This is a genomic window from Pandoraea sp. PE-S2R-1 (genome assembly GCF_002179865.1).
In the GTDB taxonomy this organism is placed as follows: Bacteria; Pseudomonadota; Gammaproteobacteria; order Burkholderiales; family Burkholderiaceae; genus Pandoraea.
In genome coordinates, this window is the sequence record NZ_NGUR01000007.1 from 373,223 (window position 1) to 397,543 (window position 24,321).

At 63.2% G+C, this 24,321-nt stretch carries 22 protein-coding genes and 1 tRNA gene; 17 read left to right on the forward strand and 6 right to left on the reverse strand.

The annotated features are described in order from the left end of the window. Nucleotides 1-26: 26 nt before the first annotated feature. The 3 genes from CDV44_RS04380 to CDV44_RS04390 all read left to right on the forward strand — a co-directional run bounded on the left by CDV44_RS04380 (nucleotide 27) and on the right by CDV44_RS04390 (nucleotide 6,064). Nucleotides 27-3,500 carry a molybdopterin-dependent oxidoreductase gene (locus tag CDV44_RS04380; RefSeq protein ID WP_087686827.1) on the forward strand — a complete coding sequence of 1,158 codons (3,474 nt, stop codon included), beginning with the start codon at nucleotides 27-29 and terminating at the stop codon, nucleotides 3,498-3,500. Nucleotides 3,501-3,534: 34 nt separating this feature from the next. Further along, on the forward strand, nucleotides 3,535-4,473 hold the full coding sequence (locus CDV44_RS04385; protein WP_087686828.1) for an ornithine cyclodeaminase family protein: 939 nt from the start codon (nucleotides 3,535-3,537) through the stop codon (nucleotides 4,471-4,473). A 142-nt stretch (nucleotides 4,474-4,615) separates the two neighbouring features. Further along, complete coding sequence (locus CDV44_RS04390) at nucleotides 4,616-6,064, forward strand: short-chain fatty acid transporter (RefSeq protein ID WP_087686829.1); 1,449 nt, start codon at nucleotides 4,616-4,618, stop codon at nucleotides 6,062-6,064. An 11-nt stretch (nucleotides 6,065-6,075) separates the two neighbouring features. On the opposite strand, the gene CDV44_RS04395 is transcribed toward CDV44_RS04390, so the two are convergent. After that, nucleotides 6,076-6,966 carry a helix-turn-helix domain-containing protein gene (locus CDV44_RS04395; protein WP_087686830.1) on the reverse strand — a complete coding sequence of 297 codons (891 nt, stop codon included), beginning with the start codon at nucleotides 6,964-6,966 and terminating at the stop codon, nucleotides 6,076-6,078. Nucleotides 6,967-7,116: 150 nt separating this feature from the next. Here CDV44_RS04395 and CDV44_RS04400 point away from each other — a divergent pair, with 150 nt between their 5' ends. The 6 genes from CDV44_RS04400 (at nucleotide 7,117) to CDV44_RS04425 (ending at nucleotide 12,399) form a co-directional block, all read left to right on the forward strand. Continuing rightward, nucleotides 7,117-7,821: an O-methyltransferase gene (locus CDV44_RS04400; RefSeq protein WP_087686831.1), complete on the forward strand. Its 705-nt coding sequence runs from the start codon at nucleotides 7,117-7,119 to the stop codon at nucleotides 7,819-7,821. 2 nt (nucleotides 7,822-7,823) lie between these two features. Next, the gene (locus CDV44_RS04405; RefSeq protein WP_170935848.1) at nucleotides 7,824-8,558 is read left to right on the forward strand and encodes a siderophore-interacting protein; all 735 of its coding nucleotides are present in this window, start codon (nucleotides 7,824-7,826) and stop codon (nucleotides 8,556-8,558) included. A 198-nt stretch (nucleotides 8,559-8,756) separates the two neighbouring features. Next, nucleotides 8,757-9,308: a hypothetical protein gene (locus tag CDV44_RS27970; protein ID WP_087686833.1), complete on the forward strand. Its 552-nt coding sequence runs from the start codon at nucleotides 8,757-8,759 to the stop codon at nucleotides 9,306-9,308. Nucleotides 9,309-9,806: 498 nt separating this feature from the next. Further along, nucleotides 9,807-10,982 (forward strand): porin, encoded by a 1,176-nt coding sequence (locus tag CDV44_RS04415; protein WP_064675052.1) that lies wholly within the window; start codon nucleotides 9,807-9,809, stop codon nucleotides 10,980-10,982. Nucleotides 10,983-11,523: 541 nt separating this feature from the next. Further along, entirely contained in the window at nucleotides 11,524-11,736 is a 213-nt protein-coding gene (gene rpsU, locus CDV44_RS04420) for a 30S ribosomal protein S21 (protein ID WP_010806331.1), read from the forward strand. Between the two features lie 189 nt (nucleotides 11,737-11,925). After that, on the forward strand, nucleotides 11,926-12,399 hold the full coding sequence (locus CDV44_RS04425) for a WbuC family cupin fold metalloprotein (protein WP_087686834.1): 474 nt from the start codon (nucleotides 11,926-11,928) through the stop codon (nucleotides 12,397-12,399). 72 nt (nucleotides 12,400-12,471) lie between these two features. Here CDV44_RS04425 and CDV44_RS04430 read toward each other — a convergent pair whose 3' ends face one another. After that, the gene (locus CDV44_RS04430; protein ID WP_141118673.1) at nucleotides 12,472-13,557 is read right to left on the reverse strand and encodes a glycosyltransferase family 9 protein; all 1,086 of its coding nucleotides are present in this window, start codon (nucleotides 13,555-13,557) and stop codon (nucleotides 12,472-12,474) included. Nucleotides 13,558-13,829: 272 nt separating this feature from the next. Next, nucleotides 13,830-14,705, reverse strand: a complete 876-nt coding sequence (locus CDV44_RS27975; RefSeq protein WP_170935849.1) for a CsgG/HfaB family protein — start codon at nucleotides 14,703-14,705, stop codon at nucleotides 13,830-13,832. A 517-nt stretch (nucleotides 14,706-15,222) separates the two neighbouring features. Here CDV44_RS27975 and CDV44_RS04440 point away from each other — a divergent pair. Beyond that, nucleotides 15,223-15,597, forward strand: a complete 375-nt coding sequence (locus CDV44_RS04440; protein ID WP_087686836.1) for a hypothetical protein — start codon at nucleotides 15,223-15,225, stop codon at nucleotides 15,595-15,597. A 4-nt stretch (nucleotides 15,598-15,601) separates the two neighbouring features. Here CDV44_RS04440 and CDV44_RS04445 read toward each other — a convergent pair. The 3 genes from CDV44_RS04445 to CDV44_RS04455 all read right to left on the reverse strand — a co-directional run bounded on the left by CDV44_RS04445 (nucleotide 15,602) and on the right by CDV44_RS04455 (nucleotide 17,037). Further along, a tRNA-Arg gene (locus tag CDV44_RS04445) sits at nucleotides 15,602-15,676 on the reverse strand. Nucleotides 15,677-15,780: 104 nt separating this feature from the next. Then, on the reverse strand, nucleotides 15,781-16,344 hold the full coding sequence (locus CDV44_RS04450) for an HD domain-containing protein (RefSeq protein WP_087687229.1): 564 nt from the start codon (nucleotides 16,342-16,344) through the stop codon (nucleotides 15,781-15,783). Nucleotides 16,345-16,476: 132 nt separating this feature from the next. Beyond that, nucleotides 16,477-17,037 (reverse strand): helix-turn-helix transcriptional regulator, encoded by a 561-nt coding sequence (locus CDV44_RS04455; protein ID WP_087686837.1) that lies wholly within the window; start codon nucleotides 17,035-17,037, stop codon nucleotides 16,477-16,479. A gap of 417 nt (nucleotides 17,038-17,454) precedes the next feature. Here CDV44_RS04455 and CDV44_RS04460 point away from each other — a divergent pair, with 417 nt between their 5' ends. The 7 genes from CDV44_RS04460 (at nucleotide 17,455) to CDV44_RS04490 (ending at nucleotide 24,320) form a co-directional block, all read left to right on the forward strand. Then, entirely contained in the window at nucleotides 17,455-18,621 is a 1,167-nt protein-coding gene (locus CDV44_RS04460) for a porin (protein ID WP_087686838.1), read from the forward strand. Between the two features lie 188 nt (nucleotides 18,622-18,809). Next, complete coding sequence (locus tag CDV44_RS04465) at nucleotides 18,810-19,607, forward strand: GntR family transcriptional regulator (RefSeq protein WP_087686839.1); 798 nt, start codon at nucleotides 18,810-18,812, stop codon at nucleotides 19,605-19,607. 68 nt (nucleotides 19,608-19,675) lie between these two features. After that, complete coding sequence (locus CDV44_RS04470; protein ID WP_087686840.1) at nucleotides 19,676-20,887, forward strand: ABC transporter substrate-binding protein; 1,212 nt, start codon at nucleotides 19,676-19,678, stop codon at nucleotides 20,885-20,887. A gap of 4 nt (nucleotides 20,888-20,891) precedes the next feature. Continuing rightward, nucleotides 20,892-21,764 carry a branched-chain amino acid ABC transporter permease gene (locus CDV44_RS04475; protein ID WP_087686841.1) on the forward strand — a complete coding sequence of 291 codons (873 nt, stop codon included), beginning with the start codon at nucleotides 20,892-20,894 and terminating at the stop codon, nucleotides 21,762-21,764. 30 nt (nucleotides 21,765-21,794) lie between these two features. Beyond that, a complete protein-coding gene (locus tag CDV44_RS04480) occupies nucleotides 21,795-22,844 on the forward strand; it encodes a branched-chain amino acid ABC transporter permease (protein ID WP_087686842.1) in 1,050 nt (349 codons plus the stop codon). Beyond that, nucleotides 22,837-23,613 carry an ABC transporter ATP-binding protein gene (locus tag CDV44_RS04485; RefSeq protein ID WP_087686843.1) on the forward strand — a complete coding sequence of 259 codons (777 nt, stop codon included), beginning with the start codon at nucleotides 22,837-22,839 and terminating at the stop codon, nucleotides 23,611-23,613. The genes CDV44_RS04480 and CDV44_RS04485 overlap by 8 nt, the downstream gene beginning before the upstream one ends. Next, a complete protein-coding gene (locus tag CDV44_RS04490) occupies nucleotides 23,610-24,320 on the forward strand; it encodes an ABC transporter ATP-binding protein (RefSeq protein WP_087686844.1) in 711 nt (236 codons plus the stop codon). Before CDV44_RS04485 ends, CDV44_RS04490 begins: the two co-directional genes overlap by 4 nt. Nucleotide 24,321 lies beyond the last annotated feature (1 nt).

Sequence of the window (24,321 nt, forward strand, 5' to 3'; positions counted from 1 at the left end):
TCGATTCCTATAGAGACGGACGGGACATGGTTCAGGAGGTCAAGCCCGGGTTCTGCACGCTGTGCAGATCTCGCTGCGGCACGCTCAATCGGGTGGAAAACGATGCACTGATTGCAGTCGAACCCGATCCCTCGCATCCGAATGGCGCTGCCATGTGTCGCAAGGGGAAGGCTGCGCCTGAGCTCGTGCATCACCCGGATCGGCTGACGACCCCGTTGCGCCGGACCGCGCCCAAAGGGGCAGACGATCCCGGCTGGCAGCGCATCTCGTGGGACGAAGCCCTGACCGAGATCGCAACGCGGCTCGGCGACATCCGCCGCGAAAGTGGGGCGCATGCCGTGGCCTTCGGCGTGACGACCCCGAGCGGAACGCCCTTGTCCGACAGCATCGACTGGATCGAGCGCTTCATCCGGGTGTTCGGCAGCCCCAACACCGTCTACGCGACGGAAATCTGCAACTGGCACAAAGACTTCGCGCACGCTTTCACATTCGGTTGCGGCATGCCGACGGCCGACTATGCACAAGCGGACGTGATCATGCTCTGGGGCCACAATCCGACGAGCACCTGGCTGAGTCAGGCCAATGCCATCGGGCGCGGACGTGTCCGCGGCGCAAAGCTGCTCGTCGTCGACCCGCGCAAGACACCGCTTGCCGCCGACGCCGACGCGTGGCTGCCGGTGCGCCCCGGTACCGATGCCGCACTGGCGCTCGGTCTCGCACGCAGACTGATCGACACCGGACGCTACGACGAGACGTTCGTGCGCCGGTGGACCAACGCCCCCTTGCTCGTACGAATCGACAACGGCCTCTTCCTGCGAATGAGCGATCTGAACACGACGTCGGCGGCCGGTGCATCGCCCGATGCCTTCGTGATCTGGGACGAGACCGCTGGCGCACCGCAGGCTTACGACACAACGCACGCACTAAGCCGCGACGCCGCCAATCGCGCTGCGCTGCGTGGCGAATTCATCCTGAGCGCCAATGACGGCTCGCACATTAGCTGCCGCCCTGCATTCGATCATCTTTGCGAAGGGCTGGCCGATTACGATCCGGTGACGGTGAGCGAATTGTGCGGCGTCTCGCCTGAACAACTCGATGCCGCCGCCGACCTGTTCACCGGCGCCCAACGCGTGGCGTATCACGCATGGTCCGGTGTGGCGCAGCATGCGAACGCCACGCAAATCGAGCGTGCCATCGCTGTCGTGTATGCGCTCACGGGAAGCTTCGACCGGCGCGGTGGCAATCGCGTGATGACGCGTCAGCCCGTGAACGCCGTCAGCCAGCACGATCTGCTGAGTCCCGAACAACAGGCGAAGGCGCTAGGCATTGATGAACGTCCGCTGGGGCCGCCTGCACGCGGCTGGGTGACGGCACGCGACACGTACCGGGCGATTCTCGACGGCGATCCCTACCGTGTGCGGGCGTTGTTCTGCTTCGGCACCAATGTGCTCGCCTCGCAGGCCGACTACGAGATGGCGCGCGAGGCGCTCGAATCGCTCGAATTCCACGTCCACTGCGATCTGTTCGAGACGCCCTCCGCGCGTTACGCCGATATTCTGCTGCCGGTGAATACGCCGTGGGAGCGCGAAGGACTGCGTGCGGGCTTCGAAATCGACGACCGCGCCGACGCCTTGATTCAACTGCGTCAGCGCATGGTGTCGCCGCGCGGCGAATCGCGCAGCGACAACGACATCGTGTTCGATCTCGCCGTGCGGCTGGGGATGGGCGACGCCTTCTTCGGTGGCAGTCTCGAGGCGGGCTGGAATTACCAGCTTGCCCCGACCGGACTCGACGTGCAGACGCTGCGCGCGCATCCGGAGGGCATTTCACGTCCGCAGCCGCAGTACGAGCGCAAGTACGCCCGCACCGAGGCCGGCAGTGTGCGCGGGTTTGCCACCGAGACCCGGCGCGTCGAGCTGTATTCCGAGCGGCTGCTGCGTCACGGCTATCCACCCGTGCCAGTGCATGTGGCTGCACGTGCCACGACCGAAGACGACACGACACATTTCCCACTAGTCCTCGGCTCAACCAAGAACGGCTACTACTGCCACAGCCAGCATCGCGGACTCGCGAGTCTGCGCATGCGCGCCCCCGACCCGGTGGTGCATCTGCATCCGTCGTTGGCAGAGCAGAAACAACTTGCCGCGGGCGACTGGGTGAGGGTGACGACACCCGTGGGCGTCGCACGTTTTCGCGCCGCGTTCGACGAGGGACTCGCAGCCGATGTGGTGCTCGCGGAGTATGGCTGGTGGCAGGCATGCGACAGCGTGGGCCGTCGCGGCTTCACCATGGCGGGTGAGCAGTCGAGCAACTACAACGCGCTGGCGACGGCGCAGGACATCGATCCCATCAGCGGATCGTCGCCGTTGCGGTCATTACGCTGCGACATTTCACGCGATGCGGCAAGCGATCCGGCGCATCGGCCGTGGCAAGGCATGGCGCGATTTCGCATTGCCGGACTCACCCCGGCGGCAGACGGCGTTCGCGCCATCGAATTCGAGCCACTCGATGAGGTTGGGCTGCCTGACTATCTGGCGGGACAGCATGTGACCGTGCGCGTGCCGATTCCGGGCCACGCGCAGCCCCTGACGCGTGCCTATTCGCTCACAGGACCGGCCAATGAGCGCGAGCGTCTCGGCTATCGCATTGCCGTGCGGCATCAGCAGGGGCGCACGCGCGAAGGTGAGACGTTCGAGGGCACGGTCTCCAGTTGGCTTAACACCGGTGCGCGCGTGGGCGATGTCATCGAACTGGGCGCGCCGTCCGGACGCTTTGTTCTGCCGCTGCAAACCCGGCAGCCGGTCGTGTGCTTCGCCGGGGGGATCGGGATCACGCCGTTTCTCTGTTATCTCGAGTCTCTGGCAGAGCAAGCCGAGCGAGCCGAGCAAGCGACCGTGCCGCCCCCCGAGGTTTGGCTGCATTACGCGAACCGAAACGGTGCCACGCACGCGTTTCAGGCGAGACTGGCGGCGCTCGCGCTGCGTCTGCCCGGCATCCATATCGTCAATTACTACGACGCACCCCGCGACGCCGATGTGCTTGGCCGCGATTACGCCACCACCGAACGGCTGTCTGCTGCCGTGGTCACCGACGACCTGATCGCACGCCGCGCACGCTTCTACCTGTGCGGCCCGGAGCCCATGATGGCGGCCGTGATGGACGGGCTTGCCGCCCGTGGCGTGCCTGCGTTCGACATGTTCAAGGAGGCGTTCCGCTCACCGAGCGCTCCGCGTGTCGATGCCGATGCCGCATGGCCGGTCACGTTCGCGCGCTCGGGGCGAGAAGCCGTCTGGACCCCCTCGCACGGCAGCTTGCTGTCGTTTGCAGAATCGTTGGGGTTGACCTTGCCGAGCGGTTGCCGCGTCGGGCAATGCGAGAGTTGTGCGGTGCGCGTGCTGTCCGGCGAAGTCGATCACATGAGCGACGTGGCGCTCGACGAGCCCGGCATGTGTCTGGCCTGTCAGGCGGTGCCGCGCGAAGCCATCGTGATCGACGCCTGAAATTTCCATCCCATTTCGAAGAGGAATCTTGTTCATGAAAATCATCGACGCCCAAGCCACCCGCGATGCATTGACGTTTGGCCCGTTGCTGGACGCATTGCGCACCATGTTCATCGAGGGTTGCGAAGTGCCATTGCGTCACACGCACGTCATTCCCGAACCGGGGATGCAGGCGGGCATGACCGTGCTGATCATGCCGGCGTGGCAGCCGGGCGGCCTGATGGGCATCAAGACGGTGAATATTGCACCGGCCAACGCACAGCGCGGCGTGCCGGGGCTGCATTCGACCTATTTGCTCTACGACGCGTGCACCGGTGTGCCGCTCGCGCAGATGGACGGCAACGAGATCACGTCGCGCCGCACGGCGGCCGCCTCGGCGCTGGCCGCCTCGTATCTGGCGCGCGAAGACGCGTCGCACCTCGCGCTGCTCGGTGCAGGGCGCGTCGGTTCTCTGGTGCCGCTGGCGTACCGTGCCGTGCGCTCGATCACGCGTGTCAGCGTGTGGGATCGCGATGCGCAGGCGGCCGGGCGCCTGGTCGAGCGATTGCAGGAACAGGGGCTTGACGCGGTCGTCTGCAAGAGCGCCGAAGCGGCTGTCGCCGGTGCCGACATTGTCACGTGCGCGACCCTCGCCACCGAGCCGGTGGTGCAAGGCGAGTGGCTTGCGCCCGGCGTGCATCTGGATCTGATTGGCAGCTTCACGCCGCAGATGCGCGAGGCGAGCGACGCTTGTTTCGTGGGGGCTTCGTTGTTTGTCGACACCGAGGAAGCGCTGGCGAAATCAGGCGAACTGCTCGGCCCGATGTCGCGCGGGGTGTTTTCGGCGCAGGACGTGCGCGGCACGCTGGCCGATCTGTGCCGCGCGGGACGCTTGCGTCGCGAGGACGCCAGCGAGCGTACGGTGTTCAAGGCGGTCGGCACGGCGCTGGAAGATCTGGCGGCCGCCAAGCTCGTCTGGCAGGCAACGCAATAAGGCTGACAGCGTCGAGCGCGACAGCAAAAGTGGCAGGCGGCGGTGCGCCGCAACCGAGGGGCAGGGGACTAGACGGAAACACGGGGCGGGCAGTGCGCGGTAGGGCATCGCTGATCAACACACACATAAGGGAACGCAGGAAATGAAACCGGGAACTTCACTATCGAGCTCGATGGAGGCGCCGCAAGACGGCGGCCCTCTGGAACGCCTGGCGGCGTCGGTCACACGTTGGTCGGAACGCTGGTTTCCCGACGCGTATCTATTCGCGGCGCTGGCGGTCATCGTCTGCGCAGGCGGCGCGTTGGCGATCGGAGTTCCAGCCGTCAAGGTGGGGGTGGCGTTCGGTGATGGCTTCTGGAGCCTGATTCCGTTCACGATGCAAATGGCCATCGTGGCCATCTCCGGCTACGTGGTGGCAGTCTCGCCGCCGGCCGCGTTGCTCATCCGCAAGATGGCAGCATTGCCGCGCAGCGGTCGCAGCGCGGTGGCGTACGTGGCGTTCGTCAGCATCGTGCTCTCGCTGTTCAACTGGGCCATCAGTCTGGTGTTCAGCGGCTTGCTGGTGCGGGCCATTGCGCGACGCGAGAACATTCGCATGGATTACCGGGCCGGTGGCGCGGCGGCCTATCTGGGCATGGGCGCGACGTGGGCGCTGGGCCTGAGTTCGTCCGCGGCGCAGTTGCAGGCCAATCCGGCCAGTCTGCCGAAGGCGCTGGTCGAGATCACGGGCGTGATCCCGTTCTCGGACACGATCTTCCTGCCGCAGTCGATGGCGATCGCGGGCGTGCTGACGGTGGTGTCTGTCGTGCTGGCTTATTTTTCGGCGCCGCGTGACGCGCGTGCGACGTTGGCCGCCGACCTCGGCGTGTCGCTCGACGATACGACGAAGACCTATGCGAAGCCGCAACGCCCGGGCGATTGGCTTGAGTACAGTCCGATCGTCACGGTGCTGATCGTGGCTCTCGGTGTGCTCTGGATCGGGCACGAGTTCACGACAAAAGACCCGTTGCTGGCGATCTCGAACCTGAACACGTACAACTTCGTGTTCCTGATGCTGGGCATGCTGCTCAACTGGCGTCCGCGCCGCTTTCTCGACGCGATTGCGAAGTCGGTCCCGTCTGTGGCCGGCGTGTTGATCCAGTTCCCGCTGTATGGCGGCATCGCGTATCTGCTGACCAAAGCGCCGGGCATCGATGGGCAGACGCTCTCACATCACTTGTCGAGCTTCTTCGTGGCGATCTCGTCGCAGTCGTCGTTCCCCGGCGTCATGGGCGTGTATTCGGCGGTGCTGGGCTTCTTCGTGCCGTCGGGCGGGGGCAAGTGGATCATCGAAGCGCCTTACGTCATGCAGGCCGCCAATGATCTGCATGTCCATCTGGGATGGGCGGTGACGGTCTACAACGCCGCCGAAGCGCTGCCGAATCTGATCAATCCGTTCTGGATGCTGCCGCTGCTCGGCGTGCTCGGTCTGCGCGCACGCGACGTGGTGGGTTATACGTTCACGCAACTGCTGGTGCACTTCCCGGTGGTGATCGTCATGTTGTGGCTGCTGGCGCAAACGTTGACTTACCATCCGCCGGTCATGCCGTGATCTGAAGGGCGTCATTCGCCGGATACCGCCTCCGGGTATCCGGCATCCTTCGGATCAGCCGTGCTCGCAGTGCGCCTGTCCGGCAGTCTTTCCGCCATGTACCGCCCCGGCGACGTGCCGAGTGCGGTGCGGAACATCGTCACGAAACTGCCGGCGCTTTCGTAGCCCAAGTCGTCAGCCACCTGCTGAACGGAGGCGCCGCTACTCAGCCATTTCACCGCCAGCATCAGGTTGAGTTGCTGCCGCCAGCGACCGAAACTCATCCCGGTTTGCTCGGTCAGCAGACGCGAAAGCGTTCGCTCGCTCACGCCCACGTGTCGCGCCCATGTCCGTATCGTTCCGCGCTCGGCGGGCGTCTCCATGATGGCCTCGGCAATTTTGCGAAGCCGTGAATCGGACGGCATCGGCAGATGGAGATTGCCGATGGACGCGGCGGCAAGCTCGTCGAGCAGCAGCACCGCCAAGTGCGACTCCGCACCGCCTTCCGGATAGCGCATCGGAAACGAGGCGGAGCGAATCACCAACTCCCGTAGCAGCGGCGTCGTCGAGATCGCACAGCACGTCGACGGCAGGTGCGAGGCGACGGCTGGATCGATGAAGGCCACGTACACCTCGACCGTGCCCGCCGCCGTCACCTTGTGCAACACGCTGCCGGGCACCCAGAGCGCGCTCTGGGGCGGCACCATCCACAGACTGCCCTCGATTTCGCAGGTGAGCGCCCCGCGCAGCAGGAGCATGAACTGCGCTTTCTTGTGCGTGTGGAAGTCCTTCTCGTGTCGATGTTCGCCATCGCCGGTGGTCGCGACATCGATACCCGCCGCACCAATGGTCACCACCGGGCGAGGGACGAGGTCCGGATCTTCCCATTCGAAGGGATCGGTCAAAGAGGTCAGCACGGGCATGGCATGAGCGCTCGGGCGCGGTTTTCAGACGATTGGCAAGAATTCAGAACATATTGGCGGAATTTCCCAATGTCGCCAAGTCGCGCCTTTTCTACCATGCATCCACGGCGAGCGGATTCACCGTCCGCCATGGTGCATAGGAAGCGAATCATGGATTCATTGAGTGTCGGGCGTGTCGAGCAGACCTTGCAGCGGCTTTTCCTTGAGGCGGCGCAGGCCGATGGACAACTGATGGCGCAGTTCGACGCCGGCTCGACGGCGCACGCCGAGCAAACCCTCGCCGACGCCGTCGACGAGATGATGGCTGCCGAGCGGCGCGATCTGCGTGGCGTGTATCGGGGCTACGCGAAGAATTTTCTCAACGTCACGCCGGCGTATGGCCGGTTTCTCTATGAGTGCGCACGTATCTGCAAAGCGACGCGCATCGTCGAATTCGGCACTTCGATGGGCATCTCCACGATCCATCTGGCGGCGGCGCTTCGCGACATGGGCGGCGGTCATCTGATCGGAACGGAGCTCGAGCCGGAGAAAGCAGCACGGGCACGCGCGCATCTTGAAGAAGCGGGGCTTGCCGATCTGGTCGACATCCGTGTCGGCGACGCGCGCGAGACGCTTGCCGATGTGGGCGGAGAGATCGATATGGTGTTGCTCGATGGGGCGTTCAGCCTCTATCTGCCGATACTCAAGCTGCTGGAGCCGCACTTGAAGCCCGGGACGCCGATTCTTGCCGAGAACGCTTTCGATCACGACAACGACTACCTGGCGTACGTCCGCAACCCGGCGAACGGGTATCTCTCGCAACCGATCCCCATCAACGAGGGCCGGGGCAACGAATTTACGGTGGTGACGCGATGAACATGAGAGCTCCCGACGCTGTGATGCCTCAACCGGGGCCCGTCAGCCGCGCCCTGATCCGCATGTTTATGAAGCAGGCGCGCATCGTTCACGCGGAAACGCTCACCGATGACGTTCGTCTGCTGACGATCGAGAGTCCGGCGTTCCGAGGTGTTGATTGGGTGCCCGGTCAGAAGATTCAACTGACCATGGGCTCGGCCTTTGTCGCGCGAACTTACACACCGATCGAATGGGATGGCGTTGCGGGCAGAACCCGTATCGTGTCCTATGCGCACGGTAGCGGGCCGGGCAGTACGTGGGTACGTAACGTGATGCCGGGCGACGAGTGCACCGTCTTTGGCCCGCGCGCGTCGCTCTATGTGGGGCGCGTGTCAGGCGCGTGCGTGATGCTCGGCGACGAGACGTCGATTGCGTTGACTTATGCGTTTCGCCAGCGCCTTACCGAAAGCGCCGTCAGGTGTTTGCTTGAAGTCGGCGATTTGGTGGATACGCATGAAGTGCTGGGGCGGCTGGGGCTCGACGGCGTCGAATTGTTCAGTCGTTCGGCGGGCGATGAACATCTCGAAGATATGGCAAGTCGGTTGTCGGCACCTGCGATGGCGGGGGCGACGTTTGTCCTGACGGGCAAGGCGTCCTCGATTCAGCGCTGGCGCCGGGAACTGAGCGCACTCGGCGTGCCGGCCGCGAGAATCATGGCCAAAGCGTATTGGGCGCCCGGCAAGACGGGGATGGACTGAGCCGGCGTTTCTCCTGATCAACGACGGGGTGCGGCAGTGGTGACGCCGGTGTTCCCCGTCGTTGCTGGCCGAGGGCTTGATGTCGCGTGCGAGGGCATTCCGTTTTCGTCGTGATAGGATCGCTTCATCCACGTGAATGTAGTCGTGGCATTTATCCGATCCGGGCTCGCCCTCAGGCGAAAACATCAGGAGGCCAGTATGTCTGCCGAGCAGAAGACGTCGCATCGCGGGTTCACCATCATCACCGTTCTCGAGCGGCTCTCCAAAGGCCGCGCGCGACTCTCCGCCAAAGTGCTGGCGAATGACGAAGGCCACAAGCAGCGGCTCGGCGGCAAGAAACTGCTGCAAGCCAAGCGCTGGTTCGATCATTTCGCCGATGACCTGGCAGAGCCTGTCATCGCCGGCCTCAAGCACACCATCGATCTGGAACTGGCCGCGGCTGCGCGTACGGCTGCCGCGAAAGCGAAGGTGTCGGCCGACACCGCCAAGCCGGCAAAAGCGGTTAAGCCCGCTAAGGTTGCAAAGGCTGCCAAGCCCACGAAAGCCGTAAAACCCGCCAAGGCAGCGACGCCGCCCAAGACGGATAAACCCGCCAAGCCGGTGAAAGCGGCGAAAGCCACCAAGCCAGCCAAGCCGGCGGCGACGCAATCCGCCAAGCTGCGCAAAGTCGTCAAGCCGGCCAAACCGGCGCCGGTCGGCACACCTGCTGCAAAGCCTTTGAAAACGGTTCCCGCGAGCGGCGCAGCCTGAGTGGCTGACGGGCTGTGAAAGCGTTCCGCAACTAGCAACGCGAACGGCACATCGCTCGCAACGCTGTCTGAATCTGCTGCAAAAAAACGGCGCGCGCCTCTTCGGCGACGCGCCGTTTTCATTTTTGCGCGGTGTCTGCATCAGGCGAGTCACGCAGAGATTTTCAACGCATCACGTCACTTCATTGCGCCGCGCGAATAGCGAATATCACGCTCACCGAAGCAATGCGAACGTGCGCGCATATGTTGCCAATTACGAGTGTTGCAATCGCACCACTGCTGTGCGAAACGGCCATTTCTCGTGTCAGAATGCACCCGCTTGCGAATGACCGGCGGTGCTTTTCCCTCATAAGGAAAGCACCGCTGATCATTTGATGAGTACTCCATTGCATATGCGGTTGCAGCAATCCGTGTCACGGGGCACGTGGCAGCCGACATCGTCTGGAGAGATCCGCTCAGCGGACAAGAATTCAAAAAATCACTACCAAAGAGGATAAGAATGAAGCGCATCCAACGTACCGCACTGGCCCTCGCCAGCTTCGCAGTGGCCGCACCGGCCATGGCTCAAAGCAATGTGACGCTCTACGGCGTGATCGACGCTGGCATTGGCTATGTGAATAACGTTGCCTCCGGCCTGAATGCCAAGGGCGCCCACAACATCCAGGCCGTGAGCGGTATCGGCCAAGGTAACCGTTGGGGCCTGAAGGGCTCGGAAGATCTGGGTAGCGGCCTGAAGGCCGTGTTCGTGTTGGAAAACGGCTTCGCCCTGACCAACGGCACGATGTCGCAGAACGGCCGCATGTTCGGTCGTCAGGCCTATGTCGGTCTGCAAAGCACGCAAGCCGGTACGGTCACGATCGGTCGCCAGTACGACTCCGTGGTTGACTTCGTGAGCCCGCTCACGTCGGCCAAGCAATGGGCCACGCAATACGGTGCGCACGTCGGTGATATCGACAACCTGTACAACTCGTTCCGCGTGAACAACTCGATCAAGTACACGAGCGTGAACTACAACGGGTTCTCGTTCGGCGCGCTGTACGGGTTTAGCAATCAGCCGAACACCGGTAACGGCACGGGCTTCTCGAATAACAACGCATGGAGCGTGGGTGCTTCGTACGCCAACGGCCCGTTGATGGCTGCTGCCGGCTACATGCATCTGGCTGGCCCGGGCACGGCTAACGGCAACGGCGCCGTGACCAACGACTACTCGAGCGCCACCGACATCTTCTACACGAGCGCCGTCGACAAGCACGACATCGCCGCCGCAGGCGTGTCGTACCAGATCCAGGCCGCGACGATCGGCTTCGTGTACAGCTACGCGAAGATCAACTACGTCAACCAGTCGTCGATTCGCGTGAACACGTTCGAACTGAACGGCAAGTACCAGATCACGCCGAACCTGCTGGGCGGTCTGGCATTCGTCTACAGCGATGGCAGCGTGAGCGGTGCGACGGCCCTGTCGGGTATCAGCAAGGGCACGAAGCCGCGCTGGTTCCAGGTCAACGCTGGCGGCGTGTACGCGTTCAGCAAGCGCACGGAATCGTACCTGACGGGCGTCTACCAACGCGCAACGGGTGATGCAGTCGTGGCAGCGATCGACAACGTGGGCGGCCCGACGGGCACCGGCGCACAGTCGCAAATCGCCGTGATCGCTGGCCTGCGTCACAAGTTCTAAGCACCCAAGGTCGAGGGCCGGTGACGGCCCCGATCTGATACGGGAGCGTGGGTGATAGGGAGATAGTGCGGTGTCGTGCTGATTTCCCGCGTCTTGCCTGCGTTTCCCGGCCCAAACGGGCTCCGCTACTGTCAGTGGAGCCCGTTTGCATCATGGGGTCCGCAAATCGTGTGCAATTCACGCGCTTTGTGTGTATAATCCCGACCTTGTCCAAAACTTGGGCATCGCGGGGGAATTGTGCTCAGTGACGAACGAAGAGCGCAGTTTCGCCATCAGTCAACCCATTCAGCCAGTCTGGAAGGCGGGATGTACGCTTCGGGGCCAGCGCCAATGCGCAGGTAGCGAGAGCGGACATTAAAAGCCAATCGGGAGATCGCCGAGGAGGTGAGTCGCGGTCCCGCCAGATGTGGTGTAGTGCAGTCCGTAGCAAGTCCGTTCGTCGCGCCTGGCAGGAGGAATCTCCGGCAGGGCGGTGAAAGGTATCTTTGCGCGGTAGTTAATATTCCGGCTTTCTGAGCCGATTCACTATACGAGTTATTGCATGACCAAGATCGTTATCAAAGACGGTGAACCCGTTGAAGTCGCACTGCGTCGTTTCCGCCGCGCCATCGATGGCACGGGCCTGATCAAGGAAGTCAAGGCACGTGCGGCTTACGAAAAGCCGACGGCTGAGCGCAAGCGCAAGAAGGCTGCTGCCGTGGCCCGTCTGCGTAAGCGTCTGCGCAGCCAGACCCTGAAGAAGAAGATGTACTAAGCATGCCTTGCGCCGTTACGGCGCATTGGTTTGCGAAGTCGAGAAAACCCGCCGCGAGGCGGGTTTTTTCATGGGCAGGCCTCGTGTGGCGGTTTGCTACACTCTGGACTTCCGCGCCTTGTCTTTCAGCGCTCTGACTTTCAGCGCCTCGGCTCATTCCTCGGGCGCGATATTCCCCACGATTCCAATATGAAAACGTTGACCACCGAAGCGCTCGACGCGCTCACCCAGCAGGCCGAGCAGTCGCCGCGTCTGCGCATGAACCAGAATCTGCACGACGCGCTCGACGACCCCATTCAACGTCTGGCGATTGCGATGGAGCCGGCGACCTATATTCGCCCGCACCTGCACCGCCATACTTGGGAATTGCTGACGGCGTTGCGTGGCCGTTTCGTCGTGTTGACGTTCGACGAGGCCGGCGTGGTGACGGATCGCAAAGTGCTCGGTGAAGACACGCTGGTCATCGAGTCACCGATCAATGTGCATCACACGGTGCTCTCGCTCGACCCGGGCGCTGTCATCTTCGAAGCGAAGCATGGCCCGTATCGTCCGTTTGTCGAAGCCGACTATGCACGCTGGTCAGCGCCCGCAGACACGCCGGAAGCCACCGCCTTCATGGCGTGGGTAAAGACGGCGCAGGTCGGCGATCGCTGGGCGGCCTAAGCAGCGGGTGGCTTGTTTTCCGAGCGGTTTGCCCCGCACCAGGTGACGGCAAACCGATGGTGGTTTGCCTGATCAGCGGGTCCAGCCCTGAAATTCGGCGGAGAGTGAGTGCAATGCTTGCGCCGCCGCCTCGACCGCACCGCGCCAGTCGTTTCCGCCGCTCCGCGCGTTCCCCACGTTCCCTGACAATGCAGCACCGAACAGTCGCATCTGTGCGTAACCAGCGACAGCGGGCTGCGTCGACGTATCCACGTGCCAGACCGGCACGCCCAGCCCCCCGGCGAGGTGGGTGCGGGCAATATCCAGAGAAATCACGAGATCCAGATTGTCGATGAGGGCAGCCTCGTCGGCGAGGTCGTCGCAGTCGGTCCGCCAGTCGATCCAGTCGACACGTGAAGGGGGCGTCGCATCGGTGGCCGTGTGGCCGTGGCTGCCAAGCGGCACCCACGAAACGCCGGGCACCGCGAGTAGTGGAATCAGTGGCGTTAGCGCGGTCAGTCGCGCTAATCCGGCGAGTTCCGCTGACCGGTCTGCGATGGGGGCGTTGGCGAGCGAGTGGCCACGAGACGCCATGGTCTCTGGCGGGGCGCCTGTGCCCGGACGTTGACCACCAGCGGTGATACCCGGCCACGCAATCCCTACGCAAAGCCCGTGTTGTGCCGACGCGGCCAACCGGTCGCGCCAATGACGTGCGGATGTGGCGGCGACACGCAGATGGGGCATGCCGGCATGCGCGGCGGCCGCGTGCGGGCCAAGGGTTTTGGCCAGCGCGCCAAGCGCACAGCGAAGATCCCAGTCGGAGACGTCGCGCGGCATGCGCGAGAGTACAACCACGCGATCTCCCAGCGACCATTCCACGAGTCGCCGCACGTTGGCGGGGCCAACGAATCCCACTTTGCCGAATCGTGCCGCGACGGTCTCCAGATGACGCAGTTGACCCACGATGTCGCCTTCGTGCCCGCTGCCGATCACGATCAGGTGCTGATGCAACGTGTCGCCGCCCCCAGCCCACGTCGGTAAGGGGCAATCGGGGTGCGGACTCAATGCCGCGCCGACTTGTGCCCAGGCCTGGGCGATAGCGTCGGTGGTGTCAGGGGGCGAGGTGTCGCCCGAAGCTGGCGGGCAGGGCGTAGGCGTGCGTGAAGAAGGCTTCGTCATGCGAATCCCGGCGTCGAGAATGGGCAATCCGGCGAAGAGACCGCGCCGGGCGTCCGATAGGGGCCGAGGGCGGCGACGTGCGCCTGCGCAGGGGTTGGCAGGCTCGTGAGAAATGATAGGGGAGGGGGTAGCCGGTCGCGGTGCCCGGCTTTTGCCGCTCGGCCGGTTTCGTTTGCCGGCGGGCAAAATATTTGTCGCCGGATGGCGTCATTCAAGACGTCATCCGGCGTTCAGTGCCCGCTGCCAACGCAGCGGTTAGCGGGCGGCTGAAATTACTGTGAGGCCGTCTTCTTCTTTTTCACGACCTTTTTCGGTGCGGGTGCATCGTCGTCCTGAACCGTCAGCTGACCGCCCGTGCCCAGACCACCGGCAACGTTCTGTTGCTTGTAGTTCTTCACGGCGCGCACGACGTTGTTGTACGAGTCGGTGAATGCAGCGACGATGACCTTGCCCTCTGCCGTATTTGAATAGCCGCCCAGCGAACCGCCGGCCGAGCTGCCGATGATGCGGCCCAGCGCGCCGAAGTCCATGCTGCTGGCGCTGCCTTCTGCGGCGGCGATCTGCACGCTGGAGCGGTTGTCGATGACCGTCAGCAGCGTGCTGGCTTCCTTCGAGTTCATGCTGCCGGCGAGCGCGCCGATGGCTGCGCCGATACCGCCCGGCAGCAGGCCGGCTACGCTGGCACCGGCACCGCCGGCGTTGTTGTTGGTGAACGTGATCGACGGGCTGATCGCGTAGTCGGCGGCGACCATCTTGCCCTTGCCGAAGTTCGACTTGTTACGCAGTTCGCCCGAATCCTGAAGCGCGCGCTCGCCCATGATGGTATTCATGCCACGGCCGCGATCGACCACGACGAAGCAGTTCGACTGTTGCACCAGGAGCTTGAGCACGGGCACCGTGGAGCCCAGCTTGTATTGACCGGTCAGCACGCCGTACCACGGGGCGGTGGTGTCTTCGATGACGGCGATCGTGCCGAGCGGGCGATCGCACTTTTCGAGCTGCTGATTAGCGTTTTCCGAGTTCGCACCGCCAGCCGAGCCAGTGGCAGCCGTCTTTGCGCTGCTGCTGCCCATGTTCATGGTGGAGCAACCCGCCGTGATGCCTGCTGCGAGAAGCAGGGCGGTAACTTTTACGAGTTGGTGTGCCATTTTCCTAGTTCTTTAGAATGTTGTTCTGGAAGATGGGCAGCGTTGCCGGTGTCGATGAAGGCGTCGAGTGGGCCGAGTCGGTGTCGCTGCCGCATGCCAGGAGTCCTAAAGCGGGGGAGATCGGGATTAATAGGCGATCTACGGTAGGACTCCTACGCTGAAATGCTCCGTAAGAACATCCCGCGCCGCATGCTAGCACGTCGGAAATGGGTGGCAATCCTATCAAAAATCATGGGGATTACGAATGGATTAGGGCACGGATTCCCTGCGTATTAGGAAAGGATTAAGGGTTATCCATATATATATTAACTATCATCCTGCAACGTCAATGGCGGCGGGGGTTTGCGAGCCGTCTGTGTGACGTTATTATTACGGCGATGCACATAGGGATGAGGTTGTCCGGCAAGTGCGGTTAGACGGCCATTAAGGTTGCGATGAAGTCAAAGGAGTGCGGATCAAAGCGCACCCAAGTCCTCCGGGGGTTATTGGTAAAAACTGTAATCAGGAGAGCGACGCAATGGCAGCAAGCATGAATGGCACGATCGCATTGGCGGGCATGGCAGGTGTTCTGACGATGGTTTTCGGTGCGGCGCCGGCCTATGCTGCGGGAGGTATCTGTAACGGTCGTTCGGCGATCATTACGGCGTGGCAGTGCACGGAGAATGGCAAGACGGGGACGTGTCTGCTGTGGGGCAGTGACAAGATGCGTGCAGGCGCGTGGACTGACAAGGGCGCTTACGTGCTGGAGGGCCCGGATCTGAGTGCGAAGAGCCTCAGCTATCAGGAAGCGTGCGGGACGGGGCGCTGTGCGCGACCCGAAATGGCCGGGTGCGCCGAGCCCGTCGATGCGGGAACGCCGAAAACGCAGGCGTATCGGACGTTGACCAACTAGTCCTTGGTCCCCCCGACAGGAATCGAACCTGTATCTAGCGCTTAGGAGGCACTCGTTCTATCCATTGAACTACAGGGAGGGCGCGAGGACTGCCGATACGTTGATCGTAGGTCTCGCGAGCGCAAGAGTATATCAAAAAGCTATTTCCGGGCGGGGGCGACGTGTGACGGCCCGGGATTCCGCCTAGGCGAGGCGCGCCCTTGTCGCCTCGTCGATCTGTTCGCGCACGGCGCGCAGCAGCGGTATCGCATCCGTGTACTGCCGGCCGTAAGACAGATTGAATGCGTAATCGAAGTCCGGCGGGTTAAGGCCTTGCGTGTGTTGCAGCAGGGTTTCGAGCTTGTCGAGGGCTTTCACCGCACGAGCCTCGGGCGTCGCCGCCTGCACGTACTCCTCCCACCAGCCGACGATTTGCGCGCGCATGGCCGCATCGAGCGGTTCGCATATGGTCATCAGATCGCGTCGCTCGACGTCGTCCTTGCTGCCACCCGCCAGTTGCTCCGGCGCAGGCACGTCGCCACCCAACGCCTCGCCCAGATCGTGCACAAGGCATAACGCCAGCACCTTCGTGCTGTCGACGTCACCCAATTGATCCATGAACAGCATCGCCATCAGACTGAGCCGCCAACTGTGCTCGGCGGTGCTTTCCTGACGTCCGGACGACGTGTAACCACTTCTGAGCACGTCTTTCAGTCGCTCGCATGTGCGCAGGAAATTCAACCTGCCTTCGATCTGTTCGTGCGTCATGTGCGTCATGTGCGTCATGTGAGTCGTCTCCTGTGCCTGTCGATGCCGTTTCAACGCGTCAGCATAGATCCGGGTCCTCGCCGACGCTACGCATAAATTATGCGTAGCAGACGCCGCCAGTATTCACCGCGATCACAGCGTCTCGACCAGCCGCGCGACGGTGCCGTCGGAAAGTGTGAGGCGTGTCCAACGACAACGGCTTTCGCGAATCGGTATCGCTAACGAGCCATTGCTGCCCGTATCGAACTCGATCGACGACGCACGCTGCTCATACCATCCCGCGTCACGCAGTGAGGCTTCGCGCGCTACGATCGCCTCCGTGGCGAAGGGCCACAACGACACCCCCATCAATACCGGCAACGGCTGCGAAAACTCCGCCGCACGTGAAGCGGAACACGCGAGCAGACGATGCGTGTGATCGCACACGAGATGGACGGCGCGCGAGTCAAACGTTACCAGTCGTTGCAATGCATAATCACCCGCCGAGTCGAGCCGTGCCGCGAACAGCGCTTCGATACGCGCGAGCGCATCGCCCGTGATCGGCAACGTACCCGCTTCCCATCGCGACACCGTCGATTGCGAAACGCCGAGCCACTCGGCCGCATGCGCCTGCTTGATCCGGCGCAGTACGCGCCACCGCCGCAGCGTCGCGCCGGACGTTGCCGGCGCAGGCGTACCCACGCGATTTTCCATGGTGTGTCTCCTGCAACACTGAACTCGGGAATTTCCCGATAGAACAACTGTGCGCGTCATTTGTTCCATTGACGCTACAAATTGGCGCTCCTAGAGTCGGGGCCATGATGACTCGACCCAACCTGCTCATGAAAACGTCCGCCCTCAAGCGTGCGACGTATCGCGTTCTGCGCGAGTAAGCCGCTGCCTCTCGACGCACGCCTCACATCGCGATAGCCCATCTCGCCAATCGCGTCTTTGCGTGAGCGCGCGTTCCCCACACCGCCCCTTGCCGATCGACGTGCGCTGTCCGCGCGCGGCGCGGCGTCGTGCGCCCTGACGTTTGCCTGCCGCCCGGCGATTGCTGCTTGCGGCGACGGCTGACGCCCGGCGTCGTGGGGCACTGTTTTCTTCAACAAAAGAAAGACGCCAAGCCTCATGACGCATATCACTCGCAAAACGCTGCCGCTCGCCAGCGCCGCACTCCTTCTCGCGACAACGGCAGTACCCGCCTTCGCCCAATCGAGCGTCACGCTCTACGGCGTGATCGAAGCCGCCATCGTGTCACAAAATCACGCCAGCCCAACAGGCGGCCGTGTGGTCTCGGTCAATCAGGCAGGCGAGGGCTTTCTCTCGGCCAGCCGCTTTGGCTTGCAAGGTATCGAAGACCTCGGTGGCGGGACGAAAGCACGCTTCGTGCTCGAAAACGGCTTCAATTCGCAAGCCGGCACGTTCGATCAACAGGGGCAATTGTTTGGCCGGCAGGCGTTCGTCGCCTTGCAGGGTGTGTGGGGCGAAGTCGCGCTGGGACGTCAGTACACCGGCGCGGTCGTCGCCATCTCGATGGTCGATCCGATCTTTATCGGCGCACCGCCCACGAACTCGTGGCTCGTGTATCTCACCGGTCAGCGCTTCAATAACGCACTCACGTGGACGAAGAAGTTCGGCCCGTTCGGCATGAACCTGCAATACGCGCTCGGCGGCATCGCCGGCCAAGCCTCGGCGCGCTCATCGGCATCGGGAGGCCTGTCTTGGGAGCAGGACGGCAACGTCTTCACCGGCCAGTTGCAGCAAACGCACGATTCGCAAAGCCGCTCGGCGAAAACCTGGTCGCTCGGCGCGAAGGTCAGTTACGGCCAGTGGAAATTCCATGCCGACTACCTGCAAAGCCAGCGCGATCCGGGCTTCGATGTGACCAACGGCGGCCTCGACTACGCGTCGATTACCAACATGAGCACTGCCGCCACGCCGACCACGGTGGCCGCCATCGGCTCGGTGTTTTCCGCCGCGCGTCGCGATCAGTTCTTCACGCTCGGGGCGAGCTATCTGCTCAACCCGTCATGGCAGTTCATTGTGGCCTACATGCAGGACAACACGAGCGCCGTGAACTTCAGCGGCAAACGGCAGACGGTCTATGGCGTCGTCGATTACTTCTTCTCGAAGCGCACCGACGTGTATTTTGCCGCGGCCTATGAACGGGTCGACGGCGGCTGGTCCGGACTCTTCGGCACGACAACCACCAATTGGACCGGTGGCAACGGCGTGAAGCTCAATGGTTACGACAACCAGATGAGCTACTACGTGGGCCTGCGCCATCGCTTCTGATGACCGATGAAACGCAAGCGGCGCAGCATCGAAAAATGCTGCGCCGCATGATGCAATCCCTTGCTGTGCCTGCGTTTTCGGGGCGTCGCGCAACGAATCTGAAATAGCTTAGGTGTTTTCCCGATAGGACATTTTGTCTGTCCATTTGTTCTATTGACCGGACATTATGACACTTCCAGAATCGCCGCATGGATACCCCACTACCGCTTCCGAAGTACCACCAGATCTACCTCGTGCTGCGCGAGCAATTGCAGGAGGGGCGTTTCGACCGGGACGGTGTGCCGGGCGAACATCTGCTGGCCGAACAGTTCGGCGTTGCCCGGATCACGATCCGCAAGGCCATGGAAATGCTCGTGGCTGACAAACTCGTCGTGCGGCGCCCGGGGCTGGGCACGTGGCCCTTGCATGCGGGGCAACGCACCGGCGGCGCCATGGGCGGCATCTCTCGTGAAAAGGCACACCTCACGGGCCTGCTCGAGAACATCGTCAACATGGGCTTGCGCACCACGGTGTCTGTACTGGAATCGTCGCTCGTCGGCGCCAGCGACGCGGTGGCCGACGCTCTCGCGCTCGCCCCCGGTGCACCGGTCTACAAGAGCATTCGTGTGCGAAGCACGCAAGCCGGACCGCTCTCTTACATCACCACGCACGTGCCCGAGGGCATTGCAAAGATCAGTCGCGAAGAGCTGGAGCGCAAGCCGCTGCTCATGCTTCTCGAAGAAGCCGGCGTCGAACTCGGTGGCGCCACCCAAACCATCTCTGCGCGTCTGGCCGATGCCGTCGTGGCGCGCCATCTCGACATTGCCGTCGGCTCCGCGTTGCTGGCGGTCACGCGCCTCGTACGCGACGTTGCCGAGCGCCCGGTGCAACTGCTGCAAGGCCTGTATCGCCCCGATCGCTACCAGTACCAGCTTCAGCTCTCGCGCGTCGGCGACATCGACGCCAAGGTCTGGGTCAGCGAAGAACTATCCGCTCAATTCCACTGATCCACCGCTTGTAACTGCCTACTACCGCACACCACCGCACACCACCGCTTAAGCCCGGAGAATCGTCAATGAGTTCGCGTCGCACGTTCCTGCGTCAGTCCACCGCTCTGGCCGCGCTCGCCGCTGCCACCACCGCCCCCTTTGCCGCGCGCGCAGCGGGCAAGCCCGTCAAGATCGGCGTATTGCACCCGGTCACCGGCGCGCTCGCGTATTCGGGCCAGCAGTGCCGCCTCGGCGCGCTGCTCGCCATTGACGACATCAACGCGGCCGGTGGCATCAAGTCGCTCGGCGGCGCACCCATCGAAGCCGTGCTTGGCGATGCGCAATCGCGGCCGGAAGCCGGCTCGGCCGAAGTGGAGAAGATGAACGAAGCGGGCGTGTCGGCAATCGTCGGCGCCTACGCCTCGGCGATCTGTCTGGCGACGACGCAGACCGCAGCGAAGTACGGCCTGCCGCACGTAGTGGATGTCGGTGTCGCCGATCAGATCGTCGAGCGCGGTCTCACCAACACCTTCCGCTTTGGCCCGGGTTATCGCATGTGTTCGATGCGCGCGGTCGACGACCTTGCGGCACTGAACGACGCTGCCGGCAAGCCGGCCAAAACCGTGATGATCGTGCATGAAGAGTCGCTCTTCGGCACCGGTACCGCTGCCTTGTTGCAGAAGGAGTTGCCGGCGCGCGGCTTCGAAGTGAAAGAAGTCATCAAGCACGCCAACCCGACGCGCGACTTCAACAACATCGTGCTGCGCATGCGCTCGGTGAACCCGGATATCGTGATTCCGGCGAACTACTACAACGAATACGCGCTGCTGCTGCGCGCCATGAAGCAGCAGAAGATTCGCCCGAAAGCAATCTACTCGGTGCTGGGCGGTGCGGCGTCGAGCTACAAGTTCCTGAAGGAATTTCCCGAGATCGCCGACGGCATCATCGATTGCAACCACTGGTTCAATCCGAAGGATGCGCGCGTGGCCTCGCTCAAGAAACGCACGGAAGCCAAGGGCGCGTTCTTCAGCTACGAAGTCTTCATGACGTACACCGCCATGATGCTGCTGGCCGACGCCATCGAGCATGCCAAGTCGGTCGATCGCGCGGCGATCACGGCGGCGCTCGCCGCCAGCACGTTCAAGGATCACCTGATGCCTTACGGCGCCACGAAGTTCGTGAACGGCCAGAACACGGGCGCGCAGCCGCTGCTCACGCAAGTCTCCGGCGGCGATATCAAGGTGATTCTGCCGGACAGCTACCGTCAGGTCGCCCCGGTCTTCCCGCTCAAGGCCTGACGCGATGCTCGACCCGGTCATTCTGCTCTCGGCCCTGCTCAACGGGCTGACGACCGGCGCGGTGTATGCCCTTATCGCGCTCGGTCTCACGCTCGTCTACGGCGTGTTGCACATCATCAACTTCGCGCACGGCGCAGCGCTCATGGTGGCGCTGTACGCCGTCTGGCTGCTTCGCAAGAAGCTCGGCATCGACCCCTATCTGGCGCTGCCGTTCGTCACGCTCGGCATGTTTGCGCTCGGCTATGCGTTGCAGCGAGTGGTCATCGAGCGGGCGAGTCATGGCAAGGACGAGAACATTCTGCTCGTCACGCTCGGGCTGGCCATCGTGCTCGAGAACCTGGCCCTCGTGTGGTTCAAGTCGGACACCCACACCATCGACACGCCGTACACGCTCGCCACCGTCGACATCGGGCCGGTCATGCTGGCCGTGCCAAAGCTGATCGCCTTCGGCGGTGCGCTGGCGACAGCCGCGATCCTGTTCTGGATCATGCGCGCCACCGATCTCGGCCGCGCGATCCGTGCGGTCGCGAAAGAGAAGCACGGCGCGAAGCTCATGGGCATCGACGTGGAGCGCGTGTATGCGGTGTCGTTCGGCATCGGTATGGCCTGCGTCGGGGCGGCGGCGTGCTTCCTGTTGCCGACGTACTACGTCAATCCGCAGGTGGGCGGTGGCTTCGTGCTGGTGGCCTTCACGATCGTCGTGCTTGGCGGCATGGGCAGTTTTACCGGCGCGCTGGTCGGCGGCTTGCTCATCGGTGTGGTCGAGTCGTTCGGTGGCCTGTGGCTCGGCGATTCGCTCGGCCAGATGGGCATCTTCGCCATTTTCATCATCGTCGTGCTGCTGCGTCCGCAGGGGCTGTTCGGTGCGCGCGCCTAGGGGGCCTGAAGACATGTGCAGGAGCAAACGATGAAGGATCTTCGATTGATTGTGCTGTTCGGCGTCGTCGTCACGGCGCTGCTCGCTACGTTGCAGTCGGGCGTGTGGTTGTCGTTTCTGATGATGACGCTCTACACCGTGCTGCTCTCGCAGTCGTGGAACATTCTGGGTGGTTTTGGCGGGCAACTGTCGTTCGGCCATGCGCTGTTTTTCGGCGTGGGAGCCTACGCGCAGGCGATTGCACAACTGCAATGGGGCTGGAATCCGTGGCTGGCGATGCCGTTCGCCATTGCGATGGGCACGCTCGTTGCTGTGGTTGTGGGGGCAGTGACGTTCCGCTACGGCCTCAAGGGTTCGTACTTCGCGCTTGTGACGCTGGCGTTTGCCGAGGTTTTTCGCATTCTTGCCGTGTCGTTGCCGTTCACCGGCGCAGGCGTCGGCTTGATGGTGCCGCTGCATCAAAGCGCCGCGAATCTGCAATTCGCTTCGCCGCGCGGCTACGCTTTTGTGCTGCTGACCTTCGTCATGGGCGCCTTGCTGGTCACGGCATGGTTGCGCCATTCACGCTTCGGTGCGTGGTTGCAGGCCGTGCGTGATAACGAAAACGCGGCCCGTGCAGTCGGCGTCAACCCGCTGCGTGTGAAGCTCGGAGCCATCGCGTTGTCGGGCGCGTTCATGAGTGCGGCGGGCGTTTGCTACGTGCAGATGTTCCAGTACATCGACGCCGGTATTGCTTTCGGCTCGACCATCTCGGTCGAGGCGCTGGTGGGCGTGATCGTCGGCGGCTTGGGCACATTGTGGGGGCCCGTGCTTGGCGCGGCCGTGCTGTACACGCTCGGCGAACTTACACGCAACCTGTTTGGCGAATTGCCCGGCCTGTCGATGGTGATCTACGGGGCGGTGCTGATTCTGATCGTGATGTTCCTGCCGCGCGGCATCACCGGCGCGGGCGCGTCGGTGCGCCGTGCACTGGGCATGGGGAAAGACAAGCCGCAAGCGGACGGCACGTTCCGCGCGAGCGACGCCAGCATTGCGAGCGCTACGAGTGTTGCGGCAAGTAAGGAGAAGGCCCGTGTCTGACGCCTTGTTGAAAGCCGATGGCCTGTCCATCACGTTTGGTGGTCTGAAGGCCGTGCAGGACGTCAGCCTGAGCATTCGGCCGGGCACGCTCACGGCGCTCGTGGGGCCCAACGGTGCGGGCAAGACGACGTTGTTCGGTTTGCTCTCGGGGTTTTTGACCCCCACTGCTGGCCGCGTCGAGTTTCAGGGGCGGGACATCACCGGACAGGCACCGTTTGTGACCGCGCGTCAGGGCCTGACCCGTACGTTCCAGATCGTGCAGCCGTTCGGCGCACAAACCGTGCGCGAGAACATTGCCGTGGGCGCGCATCTTCACCAAGGCAATCGCCGCGCGGCCTTGCACGAAGCCGAGGAGATCGCGTTTCGCACGAACCTGCAAGCGCAGTTGGATAAACCGGCCGCCGACCTGACCGTGTGCGGGCGCAAGCGTCTGGAACTCGCGCGTGCACTGGCCACTCGCCCGCGCTTGCTGCTGCTCGACGAAGTGCTCGCCGGGCTGAACCCGAGCGAGATCGACGAAATGATTCCCGTGGTGCGTGAGATTGCGGCAAGCGGTGTGACGGTGCTGATGATCGAGCACGTCATGCGCGCCGTGATGAGTCTGGCCGAACATGTGTGGGTGCTGGCGCAAGGCAAGCTGATTGCCGCAGGTACGCCGCAGGAAGTGACGTCCGATCCGGCAGTGGTGGAAGCTTATCTCGGGCATGGCACAGCGGCGCGGCTGGCGGCACAGGCGGCCCAGTCGGCACAGGCCGGAGGTGCGCGATGAGCCATTTGCTCGAAGTCGAAGGCCTACGCACAGGTTACGGACGCGTGGAGGTGCTGCGCGGCGTCGATCTGACGGTCGGCGAGGGCGAGATCGTGGTGCTGCTCGGCAGCAATGGCGCGGGCAAATCCACGCTGAACAACACACTCTCGGGGATCAATCCGGTCTGGGCGGGAAAGGTACGCTTCGACGGTCATGACCTGACCGGCCGCCACTACCGCGAAGTGGTGAAGGCCGGGTTGATTCAGGTGCCTGAAGGGCGTCGCATTTTCCCGAACCTGAGTGTGCGTGAAAACCTGGCCCTCGGTGCGTTCGCGCGAGGCCGCGCCGGTCGCGAGCACAGTCTGGAACGCATGCTCGATCTGTTTCCGCGTCTGCGTGAGCGCATCGCGCAGCCTGCCGGGACGATGTCCGGCGGCGAGCAGCAGATGCTGGCCATCGGGCGCGGGCTGATGGCCGAGCCGCGACTGCTGATTCTCGATGAGCCGTCGCTGGGGCTCTCGCCCCTCATGGTCGAAGAGCTGTTCGCCCTGATCGCACGTCTGCAACGCGACGGCCTGTCGATTCTGCTCGTCGAGCAGAACGTGGGGCAGTCGCTCGAAACCGGCCAGCGTGGCTACGTGCTGGAGAACGGCTCGATCCGTCACAGCGGCACGTGCGCGGAGTTGCTTGCGAGCAGCGAGCTTCGCCGTGCCTATCTCGGAATGTAAG

What these genes read in the sequence shown, in the direction of transcription:
- CDV44_RS04405 (WP_170935848.1), top strand. Translation starts at nt 7,824, where the DNA reads ATGAGAGCTCCCGACGCTGTGATGCCTCAACCGGGGCCCGTCAGCCGC.
- CDV44_RS04385 (WP_087686828.1), top strand. Translation starts at nt 3,535, where the DNA reads ATGAAAATCATCGACGCCCAAGCCACCCGCGATGCATTGACGTTTGGC.
- CDV44_RS04480 (WP_087686842.1), top strand. Translation starts at nt 21,795, where the DNA reads ATGAAGGATCTTCGATTGATTGTGCTGTTCGGCGTCGTCGTCACGGCG.
- CDV44_RS04400 (WP_087686831.1), top strand. Translation starts at nt 7,117, where the DNA reads ATGGATTCATTGAGTGTCGGGCGTGTCGAGCAGACCTTGCAGCGGCTT.
- CDV44_RS04395 (WP_087686830.1), bottom strand. Translation starts at nt 6,966, where the DNA reads ATGCCCGTGCTGACCTCTTTGACCGATCCCTTCGAATGGGAAGATCCG.
- CDV44_RS04390 (WP_087686829.1), top strand. Translation starts at nt 4,616, where the DNA reads ATGAAACCGGGAACTTCACTATCGAGCTCGATGGAGGCGCCGCAAGAC.
- CDV44_RS27975 (WP_170935849.1), bottom strand. Translation starts at nt 14,705, where the DNA reads ATGGCACACCAACTCGTAAAAGTTACCGCCCTGCTTCTCGCAGCAGGC.
- CDV44_RS04450 (WP_087687229.1), bottom strand. Translation starts at nt 16,344, where the DNA reads ATGACGCACGAACAGATCGAAGGCAGGTTGAATTTCCTGCGCACATGC.
- CDV44_RS04460 (WP_087686838.1), top strand. Translation starts at nt 17,455, where the DNA reads ATGACGCATATCACTCGCAAAACGCTGCCGCTCGCCAGCGCCGCACTC.
- CDV44_RS27970 (WP_087686833.1), top strand. Translation starts at nt 8,757, where the DNA reads ATGTCTGCCGAGCAGAAGACGTCGCATCGCGGGTTCACCATCATCACC.
- rpsU (WP_010806331.1), top strand. Translation starts at nt 11,524, where the DNA reads ATGACCAAGATCGTTATCAAAGACGGTGAACCCGTTGAAGTCGCACTG.
- CDV44_RS04415 (WP_064675052.1), top strand. Translation starts at nt 9,807, where the DNA reads ATGAAGCGCATCCAACGTACCGCACTGGCCCTCGCCAGCTTCGCAGTG.
- CDV44_RS04425 (WP_087686834.1), top strand. Translation starts at nt 11,926, where the DNA reads ATGAAAACGTTGACCACCGAAGCGCTCGACGCGCTCACCCAGCAGGCC.
- CDV44_RS04475 (WP_087686841.1), top strand. Translation starts at nt 20,892, where the DNA reads ATGCTCGACCCGGTCATTCTGCTCTCGGCCCTGCTCAACGGGCTGACG.
- CDV44_RS04455 (WP_087686837.1), bottom strand. Translation starts at nt 17,037, where the DNA reads ATGGAAAATCGCGTGGGTACGCCTGCGCCGGCAACGTCCGGCGCGACG.
- CDV44_RS04490 (WP_087686844.1), top strand. Translation starts at nt 23,610, where the DNA reads ATGAGCCATTTGCTCGAAGTCGAAGGCCTACGCACAGGTTACGGACGC.
- CDV44_RS04440 (WP_087686836.1), top strand. Translation starts at nt 15,223, where the DNA reads ATGGCAGCAAGCATGAATGGCACGATCGCATTGGCGGGCATGGCAGGT.
- CDV44_RS04465 (WP_087686839.1), top strand. Translation starts at nt 18,810, where the DNA reads ATGGATACCCCACTACCGCTTCCGAAGTACCACCAGATCTACCTCGTG.
- CDV44_RS04380 (WP_087686827.1), top strand. Translation starts at nt 27, where the DNA reads ATGGTTCAGGAGGTCAAGCCCGGGTTCTGCACGCTGTGCAGATCTCGC.
- CDV44_RS04430 (WP_141118673.1), bottom strand. Translation starts at nt 13,557, where the DNA reads ATGACGAAGCCTTCTTCACGCACGCCTACGCCCTGCCCGCCAGCTTCG.
- CDV44_RS04470 (WP_087686840.1), top strand. Translation starts at nt 19,676, where the DNA reads ATGAGTTCGCGTCGCACGTTCCTGCGTCAGTCCACCGCTCTGGCCGCG.